This window comes from Flavobacterium sp. (assembly GCF_049318325.1).
GTDB lineage: Bacteria > Bacteroidota > Bacteroidia > Flavobacteriales > Flavobacteriaceae > Flavobacterium.
On sequence record NZ_JBMOGQ010000103.1, the window covers coordinates 1 to 8,500 of the forward strand.

General features: G+C 33.9%; 11 protein-coding genes. 2 read left to right on the plus strand and 9 right to left on the minus strand.

The window, feature by feature from the left end; all coding sequences use genetic code 11:
* The 6 genes from ACOYLP_RS09295 to rluF form a co-directional block, all read right to left on the minus strand.
* Positions 1–903 (minus strand): peptidylprolyl isomerase (locus tag ACOYLP_RS09295; protein WP_422855904.1); only part of this gene is annotated, 903 nt, incomplete at its 3' end.
* 65 nt (positions 904–968) lie between these two features.
* Positions 969–2,102: a peptidylprolyl isomerase gene (locus ACOYLP_RS09300; protein WP_422855897.1), complete on the minus strand. Its 1,134-nt coding sequence runs from the start codon at positions 2,100–2,102 to the stop codon at positions 969–971.
* Positions 2,095–2,682, minus strand: a complete 588-nt coding sequence (gene gldI / locus ACOYLP_RS09305; protein WP_422855898.1) for a gliding motility-associated peptidyl-prolyl isomerase GldI — start codon at positions 2,680–2,682, stop codon at positions 2,095–2,097. The genes ACOYLP_RS09300 and gldI overlap by 8 nt, the downstream gene beginning before the upstream one ends.
* A gap of 4 nt (positions 2,683–2,686) precedes the next feature.
* Positions 2,687–3,691, minus strand: a complete 1,005-nt coding sequence (locus ACOYLP_RS09310; protein ID WP_422855899.1) for a DHH family phosphoesterase — start codon at positions 3,689–3,691, stop codon at positions 2,687–2,689.
* Between the two features lie 60 nt (positions 3,692–3,751).
* On the minus strand, positions 3,752–4,123 hold the full coding sequence (crcB, locus tag ACOYLP_RS09315) for a fluoride efflux transporter CrcB (protein WP_422855900.1): 372 nt from the start codon (positions 4,121–4,123) through the stop codon (positions 3,752–3,754).
* Positions 4,124–4,125: 2 nt separating this feature from the next.
* Positions 4,126–4,878 carry a 23S rRNA pseudouridine(2604) synthase RluF gene (gene rluF / locus ACOYLP_RS09320; RefSeq protein ID WP_422855905.1) on the minus strand — a complete coding sequence of 251 codons (753 nt, stop codon included), beginning with the start codon at positions 4,876–4,878 and terminating at the stop codon, positions 4,126–4,128.
* 150 nt (positions 4,879–5,028) lie between these two features.
* On the opposite strand from rluF, the gene ACOYLP_RS09325 reads away from it, so the two are divergent.
* Positions 5,029–5,901 carry a cyanophycinase gene (locus ACOYLP_RS09325; protein ID WP_422855901.1) on the plus strand — a complete coding sequence of 291 codons (873 nt, stop codon included), beginning with the start codon at positions 5,029–5,031 and terminating at the stop codon, positions 5,899–5,901.
* A gap of 110 nt (positions 5,902–6,011) precedes the next feature.
* On the plus strand, positions 6,012–6,857 hold the full coding sequence (locus tag ACOYLP_RS09330; RefSeq protein WP_422855902.1) for an isoaspartyl peptidase/L-asparaginase: 846 nt from the start codon (positions 6,012–6,014) through the stop codon (positions 6,855–6,857).
* 203 nt (positions 6,858–7,060) lie between these two features.
* Here the strand turns inward: ACOYLP_RS09330 and rplT are convergent, their stop codons facing one another.
* The 3 genes from rplT to infC all read right to left on the minus strand — a co-directional run bounded on the left by rplT (position 7,061) and on the right by infC (position 8,359).
* On the minus strand, positions 7,061–7,405 hold the full coding sequence (rplT, locus tag ACOYLP_RS09335) for a 50S ribosomal protein L20 (RefSeq protein ID WP_422855903.1): 345 nt from the start codon (positions 7,403–7,405) through the stop codon (positions 7,061–7,063).
* Positions 7,406–7,556: 151 nt separating this feature from the next.
* Positions 7,557–7,754: a 50S ribosomal protein L35 gene (gene rpmI, locus ACOYLP_RS09340; protein ID WP_011921545.1), complete on the minus strand. Its 198-nt coding sequence runs from the start codon at positions 7,752–7,754 to the stop codon at positions 7,557–7,559.
* A 104-nt stretch (positions 7,755–7,858) separates the two neighbouring features.
* A complete protein-coding gene (infC, locus tag ACOYLP_RS09345; RefSeq protein ID WP_422855906.1) occupies positions 7,859–8,359 on the minus strand; it encodes a translation initiation factor IF-3 in 501 nt (166 codons plus the stop codon).
* Positions 8,360–8,500: the final 141 nt, after the last annotated feature.

Sequence of the window (8,500 nt, forward strand, 5' to 3'; positions counted from 1 at the left end):
CCCTTCTACAGGTTTTTTTCCAGGACCAGCCTTAATAATTTTGTATTTTAAGCCGCTGGCTGTTTCAGTTGCATTAGTTTTAATATCGTTTAAATATTTAACTTTTGCAGCCATAACTGGTCCAAATTTTGCAGTGTACTCTGCTTTTTTTTGCGCTTCCAATTCAGCTTGCTTTTTATTATTTTCAGCAGCAAGAGCAGCATCTTTTGCATCATCATCAGCTTTGTTAGCCATATAATTAGCAAAGGTTTTTGCGGCATCAAATTTATTCGCATCAGCCCCTTTTCTAACAATAGTTATTTTACCAATTACATCATCCTGAGCAATTTTATTTACCACATCTTGTCCGGTGATTACATTTCCAAAAACGGTATGCTTTCCATCTAACCAAGGTGTTTCTTTGTGTGTAATAAAAAATTGAGAACCATTAGTTTTTGGCCCTGAATTAGCCATCGATAAAATTCCTGGACGATTATGCTTTAATTCGGCAACAAATTCATCTTTAAAAGAATAGCCTGGTCCTCCTGAACCATTTCCTTGAGGATCGCCTCCTTGAATCATAAAATCAGCAATAACTCTGTGGAATTTCAAACCGTTATAAAAAGGTTTTCCTTTTAATTTTTCATCAGTTACAGATGCATTTGTTCCTTCTGCAAGCGAAATAAAGTTAGCAACAGTAATTGGTGTTTTTTGATATTCTAATTGAATAACGATTTTTCCTTTTGCAGTTTCAATTTCAGCGAATATTCCCTGATCAGTTGAAGGTGTTGTCGACTTTTTTTCAGATACGGTAAACTTTGTACCAGTTGGTTTTGCTGCTGGTTTTGCTGCTGGTGCCTTTTTAGTTTGTGCTGAGGCACTCATCATACCTAGACAAATCAAAAGAAGAATGTTGAATTTAATTTTACTCATGATTTATTATTAATTATTTTATTACTTATCAATTATCAATTATCAATTATCAATTATCAATTATTTTTTAATTCTACTTCAAAAATCAAGTTAGCATTTGGAGGAATAACATTTCCTGCACCTTGTTCACCGTAACCAAGAGTAAAAGGAATAAAGAAAACGGCTTTTTCCCCCATTTTTAATTTACTTAAGCCTTCTATAAATCCGGGAATCATTCTGTTAGAACCCATTTCATAAGGTAAAGCTGAATAGCCGTTTTGCATAGCTCTTTGCTCGTCAAATTTACCAAATTCTTTTGCAACATTTGGATTGCTTGTGTCAAAAAGGGTTCCGTCTTCTAAAAATCCGGAGTATTCTATATACACAGTTTCTCCATCTTTTGGTTTTTCTGAAGTCGATTTCTGAGTGATTTTGAATTTAAATCCTGATGAAGTCTTGGTTGATGATTTTTTTAATTCATTAAAATATTCAACTTTTTTATCTTTGACTATTTTATATTTTGCATCATAGATTTTTTTATTTTCAGCGTCAATAGCAGCTTGTTTCTTTTGATTTTCGGCTTCTGCTTTGAAATAATCTGTAAAGATTTTTACCGCGTCAAACTTCTTAACTGCTTCTCCTTTTCTAATGATAGTAACTTTTTTTATATAATCACCTTGAACAATTGAATGGGCTATAGTCATTCCGTCTCCAACAACACAACCAAAAACTGAATGTTTTCCATCTAACCATTGAGTGTCTTTTAAAGTAATAAAAAATTGGCTACTGTTTGTATTTGGACCAGAGTTCGCCATCGATAAAACACCCGGTTTGTTATGTTTTAAATCGGTAAATTCATCTCTGCACTTGTAACCCGCATCACCAGAACCATTTCCTAATGGATCGCCGGTTTGAATCATAAAATCTTCTGAATCACCATTTGATTTAGAGATAACACGGTGAAATTTCAAACCATCATAAAAAGGTTTTCCTTTAAATTCTTTAGATACAAATTGGTTTTTACCTTCTGCTAACGTAACAAAATTGGCTACCATAATAGGTGCTTTTTTGTATTCAAGTTCTAATAAAAAGGTTCCTTTTGAGGTTTCAATTTCGGCATATAAGCCATCTTTTAGGTCTTTGTATTCGTCTTTACAAGATGTAAGACATAACCCGATAACAGCTAAAAGAAGAAAAATATTTTTATTCATTTTTTTGTAAATTAACTTGAGGTGTTATTTTTTCTTTTGGTTTAAAATCATTCAAAGTAACGGTACAAATGATTGGTTGGTTTGACTTAATCAGTTTGTTATCTCCACGATATCCATAAGCCATGTGGGAAGGGAAAAGGAAAGTTACTTTTTCATTTTTACGCATTAATTTGATTCCGTCTCGCAATCCCATTAAGATATTTTGTTTGTCGACAAGATAAGTTTGTGGACGTAATTCTACTTCAGAATATACCACATTGCCTTTTAAATCCATTATTTCATAATCAAACTGAGCTACATCTCCTATTTTTGGACGAAGCGTATCGTTTTCATTTTTGATTTGATAATGATACCAATATCCTTTTTTTGATGCTAAGTATTGTATTTTGGGATTACTCTTAATTATAGAGTCAATTTTGCCTTCTTCCCCAGCGATTAATTTTTTATTTCGTGCTGCCGATTCTTTCATAAAAGTTCCCGATGAACGCGAAATCGGCATTCGAGCCTGTTGCTGCTGTTTACAACTAAGCAAAGTCATAAAAACGACAATAAGCAACACTATTTTCGAAAGGTTTTTCATGTTCTTAGATAGTTATTTTTGAAATTAATTCTTCAAATTTATTAGTAGTTGCTTTCATGCTTTCGTATGATTTTCCTCCAGCGGCATTAATATGCCCGCCACCATTGAAATGTTCTCTGGCGAATTGATTTACATCAAAATTGCCTAGCGAACGTAACGAAATTTTAATGATATTTTCGTCACGATGTTCTATAAAAATCGCCGAAAAATGAATTCCTTTTATACTTAAACCATAGTTTACTATGCCTTCAGTATCACCTTTTTGATATTGAAATTCATCCATTTCTTTTTGCGAAAGAGTAATGTAAGAGGTTTTATATTCTGGAAAGACTTTTATGTTTTGCAAAGCCCTTCCAAGAAGTTGTAATCTATTGGCTGAATTATCATCAAACAATAAATTGTGAATAGCACTATTATTAATGCCCAAATCAATTAAATCAGCAACAATTCGGTGTGTTGTACTCGTTGTTGAAGAAAATCTAAACGAACCTGTATCAGTTGTAATTCCGGTGTAAATACAAGTTGCTATAGTTTTATCAAGCATTTCTTTTTTATCTAAATACGAAATCATATTATATACCATCTCGCAAGTAGAACCAATAGAAGTGTCAGAGTAAGTAACCGTTGCATAAACATCTGGCTTTTGATGATGATCAATCATAATCATTGGCGCCGAAAGTTTATTTAAAACCTGTTCCATTTCTCCTGTTCTGTGTAATGCATTGAAATCTAATGTAAAAACCAGTTCGGCTTCATTCAATATTTTGGTGCAATTTTCTTTGTTATTTTCATAAATCAAAACAGTTTCAGAGCCTGGTAACCAAGCTAGGAAATTTGGAAATTCGTTTGGTGAAATCACAACAGGGCTATGATTCAATTTTAAAAGAAAATGATACAATCCCAATGTAGAGCCCATAGCATCACCATCAGGGCTTCTGTGTGGAATAATGGCAATTTTTTTTGGTGTTGCCAATAAATTTTGAATGGCTAAAACAGCTTCTTTTTTCATCGTTGGCGAATGTACTAAAAAATGAAATACAGTATATAAAGATTAAGGAGATTTTAAGTTTTATTTGGATAGTAAAAGTCCGAACCAAACCGCAAAAAGACCGAGAATAATGCTCAATGCCATGTATCCAAATGCCAATAATGAATTGTTGCTTTGAAACAGGTTATAGTTCTCCATTCCAAATGTAGAGAAAGTAGTATATCCTCCGCAAAAACCAGTTACTAAAAACCATTTTAATTGGCTATCATTTAAATTGTTTTTGGATAAAATTCCAATAAATAAACCAATTAAAAAACAACCGATAACATTGGCAATTAATGTTGCTAACGGAAACTGATTTGACCAAAATTTAGAAACAAAAACCGTTGTCAGATAACGAAGAACGCTTCCGATAGCACCACCAATGGCTATGTATAGAATTGTTTTAAGCATTATTATTTAAACTTGTTTTTTGGCAGACTGGCTTCTTCCGTCTTGCTCGATGGTTCAATTAATTTGTTTAATTGTTTGATCTCATCATCGGTTAATTCACGGTACCTGCCAACATGAACATCGAGAGAAATATTGATTATTCTCGTTCTTTTCAAGGCCGTAACTTCATAATCAAGATACTCGCACATCCTCCGAATCTGTCTATTTAAACCTTGCGTCAGGATTATTTTGAAGACAAATTTACTGATTTGTTCTACTTTACATTTTCGGGTAACTGTATCCAAAATAGGAATGCCATTACTCATTTTTTGAATGAATCTATCTGTAATTTGTTTGTTAACTGTGACTATATATTCTTTCTCATGATTGTTTCGGGCACGCAGAATTTTGTTCACAATATCGCCATCATCAGTCATAAAAATTAAGCCTTCACTCGCTTTGTCCAATCGTCCAATCGGAAAAATACGCTTTGGATAATTAATATAATCCACAATATTATCGCGAACACTTTGGTTAGTAGTACATTCAATACCAACGGGTTTGTTGAACGCCAGATAAATTGGTTTCTCTCTTTTTTCCCGAACCAGTTTTCCGTCCACACGAACTTCATCATCTATAGAAACTTTTGTTCCCATTTCTGGTACAACTCCGTTAATGGTAATTCGTCCTTCTTCCAATAGTTTATCAGCTTCCCGACGAGAACAATATCCCGATTCGGAAAGAAATTTATTGATGCGTGTCTGATTGAGTTCCATTGGGCAAATATAGTATAATTTAGCACCGCTCAGTTCGGTTTTAGAAAGCACGGTTAAGAAATTCATTTTCTTGATAAGTAAGTTAATAAATGGTTTCAAAAAAGTAAAAAAAAGATTTTAAAGTAGTAAGATTTTGCTATTTTTACTCACATGAATATACAAGGAAAACTTATAATTATTGGTGGTGCTGTTGATAAAGGCAGTTTCACCGAGACGGATTTGGATAAAAATGCAGCAAAGAATTTAAACTTTTTTGAAGCAGGTATTTTAAAAAGAATCATTGACGAATCAAAATATAAAACGGATTCTCGCGTTGAAGTTATTACAACAGCTTCTAAAATTCCAAAAGAAATTGGTCCAGAATATGTAAAAGCACTACACTATTTAGGTGCTGATAATGTTGATGTTTTAAATATTGAGCGTCGCGAACAAGCTTCTGATCCTGAAGTTTTGGATCGTTTGAAAGCTGCAGATGTAGTTATGTTTACTGGTGGCGATCAATTGCGATTGACATCTATACTTGGAGGCACTCTATTTCATGACATTTTATTAGACAAATATCACAACGAAGACTTTGTATATGCAGGAACTTCTGCTGGAGCAGCGGCAGCTTCAAATAATATGATTTATCAAGGAAGCAGCAGTGAGGCTTTGCTTAAAGGAGAAGTTAAAATTACAAGCGGTTTAGGCTTAATTGACGGTGTGATTATCGATACGCATTTTGTGCAACGTGGCCGAATTGGACGTTTGTTTCAAGCGGTTGTAGGTAATCCAAAAGTACTGGGAATCGGACTTGGAGAAGATACCGGTTTATTGATTACGAATAATTCTATGATGGAAGCAATTGGTTCGGGATTGGTTATTTTGGTTGACGGAAAAGAAATAAAAGACACTAACTTAACGCAAGTAGAATTAGGACAACCAATATCAATTAATCATCTTGTAACTCATGTGATGAGTATTAATGATACTTTTGACTTGACTACATTTAAAATGACTATTAAATCTTCACAATATGTCTAGATGATTAGATTAACTTAGACTGGCTTAGACTACTATGAATTTTAGAAAGTCAAAGATCGATGTCTAGAAAATCTAAAAAGCTAAGTTCTATAACAATCTAACAATCCAAGATGTCTAAAATTATAATCCACGGCGGATTTTTCTCGGAATCTTCTACTAATAACGAAACGAAACTTGCCAAACAGCAAGCTTTGCTTCGTATAGTTAAAGATTCTTATGACTATTTGAAAACACATACCGCTTTGGAAACTGTGGTTTATGCCGTTTCACTTTTAGAAGATGACGAATTGTTCAACGCAGGAATTGGTTCTCAAATTCAGGCGGATGGTAAAATAAGAATGAGCGCTTCGTTGATGGATGGTTCTACCATGAAAATGAGTGGCGTTATCAATATTGAAGAAGTAAAAAATCCGGTGCAAGTTGCCCAAATTTTATTAAATTATGATGATAAAGTTTTGGGAGGAAGTGGCGCAACTAACTTTGCCAGAGCAAACGGATTTAAACAATTCTCTACCGAAATTCCACAACGACGTTCAGAATATGAAGCTAAATTGGCTGCTACACGAATAGGAACTGTTGGTTGTGTAGCTTTAGATGAAAATGGAAAAATTGCGGTTGCGACATCAACAGGTGGAAAAGGCTTTGAAATTCCGGGAAGAATATCGGATTCGGCAACAGTTGCCGGAAATTATGCTAATGAATTTTGTGGTGTAAGTTTGACCGGAGTCGGTGAAGATATTGTTAGTGGGGCAGTAGCAGCTAAAATTGTAACTCGTGTTACTGATGGATTCACTTTAGAAAAAGCATTCGAAAAAACTTTTAATGAACTAAAACCTTTTGATGGTTTTGCGGGTGCAATAGCTATTGATAACAAAGGAAATGTTTATCATCAGGATTCACACCCAAGTATGGTTTTTGCCAGTTTTGATGGAGAGAAAGAAGAAGTTTTTAATTAGAATTCCTTTTCCATATTTCCCAAAGAAAAAGAAACCTGAATAATAGCCCCGATTGGAACTGGCTGCCCTGCCTTCCGGCATGCAGCGTGTAAAGCGGGACGACTGGTCTAAGAAAGACAAACGATGTGCTCCTAAATAAAAAAAGCTAATCTTTCGACTAGCTTTTTCTATTTGTAAGTAAGTTAAATAGATTGTACAAACGTTTATTTTACTTTTTTAAGTACTGCTTTGAAAGCTTCTGGGTGATTCATTGCTAAATCGGCTAGAACTTTACGGTTCAATTCGATTCCGTTAGCTTTTACTTTCCCCATAAACTGTGAATAAGACATTCCATCTAAACGAGCTCCAGCGTTGATACGTTGAATCCATAAAGCACGGAAATTTCTTTTGTTCACTTTTCTATCACGGTAAGCGTAGCACATTGCTTTCTCAACCGCATTTTTAGCAACCGTCCAAACGTTTTTACGACGACCAAAGAAACCTTTGGCTTGCTTCATTATCTTTTTTCTTCTTGCTCTTTTAGCAACTGAATTTACTGATCTTGGCATAATTTTTCTGTTTTTTTGTAGCAGGCGTACCGAATTTAATCAAGGTAACTTTGTGGCCATACTCCAAGGTTATTTAAATAATTTTTAACCTAAAGAATTTTTTAATTGATAATTGATAGTTGACAAATTGTCAATTGTACATTGTCAATAATTAGATAATTCTTAATTGTTGTTTGATGCTTTTCTCATCTGTTTTGTGAACCAAAGCAGAGTGTGTTAAAGCTAATTTACGCTTTTTAGATTTTTTAGTCAGGATGTGACTTTTGAAAGCGTGTTTTCTCTTGATTTTTCCAGAGCCAGTTACTTTGAATCGCTTCTTAGCACTGGATTTTGTTTTCATTTTAGGCATTTTTTCCTAGATTATTTAATTTAACTTACTTACTTTTTTTGAGTGAAAAGCAATTTGCCACTAGCCATTAGTTTTATAACTTTTGCCTATTGGCTATTGCCTTATTATTTTGTCTTCTTCTTCGGAGCAATGAACATAATCATTCTCTTTCCTTCTAGTATCGGCATGGCTTCCACTTTTCCGAACTCTTCTAAATCTTGTGCCAAACGCAATAAAAGAATTTGACCTTGCTCTTTATAGATAATCGAACGTCCTTTGAAGAAAACAAACGCTTTCAATTTTGAACCTTCTTTTAAAAATTTCTCTGCATTTTTTCTTTTAAATTCATAATCGTGCTCATCAGTTTGAGGACCAAAACGAATTTCTTTTACAACAATCTGTGTAGACTTTGCTTTAAGTTGTTTGTCTCTCTTTTTTTGCTCGTAGATGAATTTTCCATAATCCATTAATTTACAAACAGGAGGAACGGCATTTGGAGAAATCTCTACCAAATCTACTTCTTGCTCTTCAGCTAAACGCATCGCGTCAGATAATTTAAATACTCCAGGCTCAATGTTTTCACCTACTAGACGTACTTCTGAAACGCCACGAATAAATTCATTTATTCGGTGGGAAGCTACTTTTTCTACTCGAGGACTATATCCTCTGTTGTTTCTTATTGCTATGACTTTATTTTTTTAATTAAACTTCGAATGTTTTTAATGTTTTTTCTATTTCTTCATTTACAATGGCGGAAAATTCTTCAA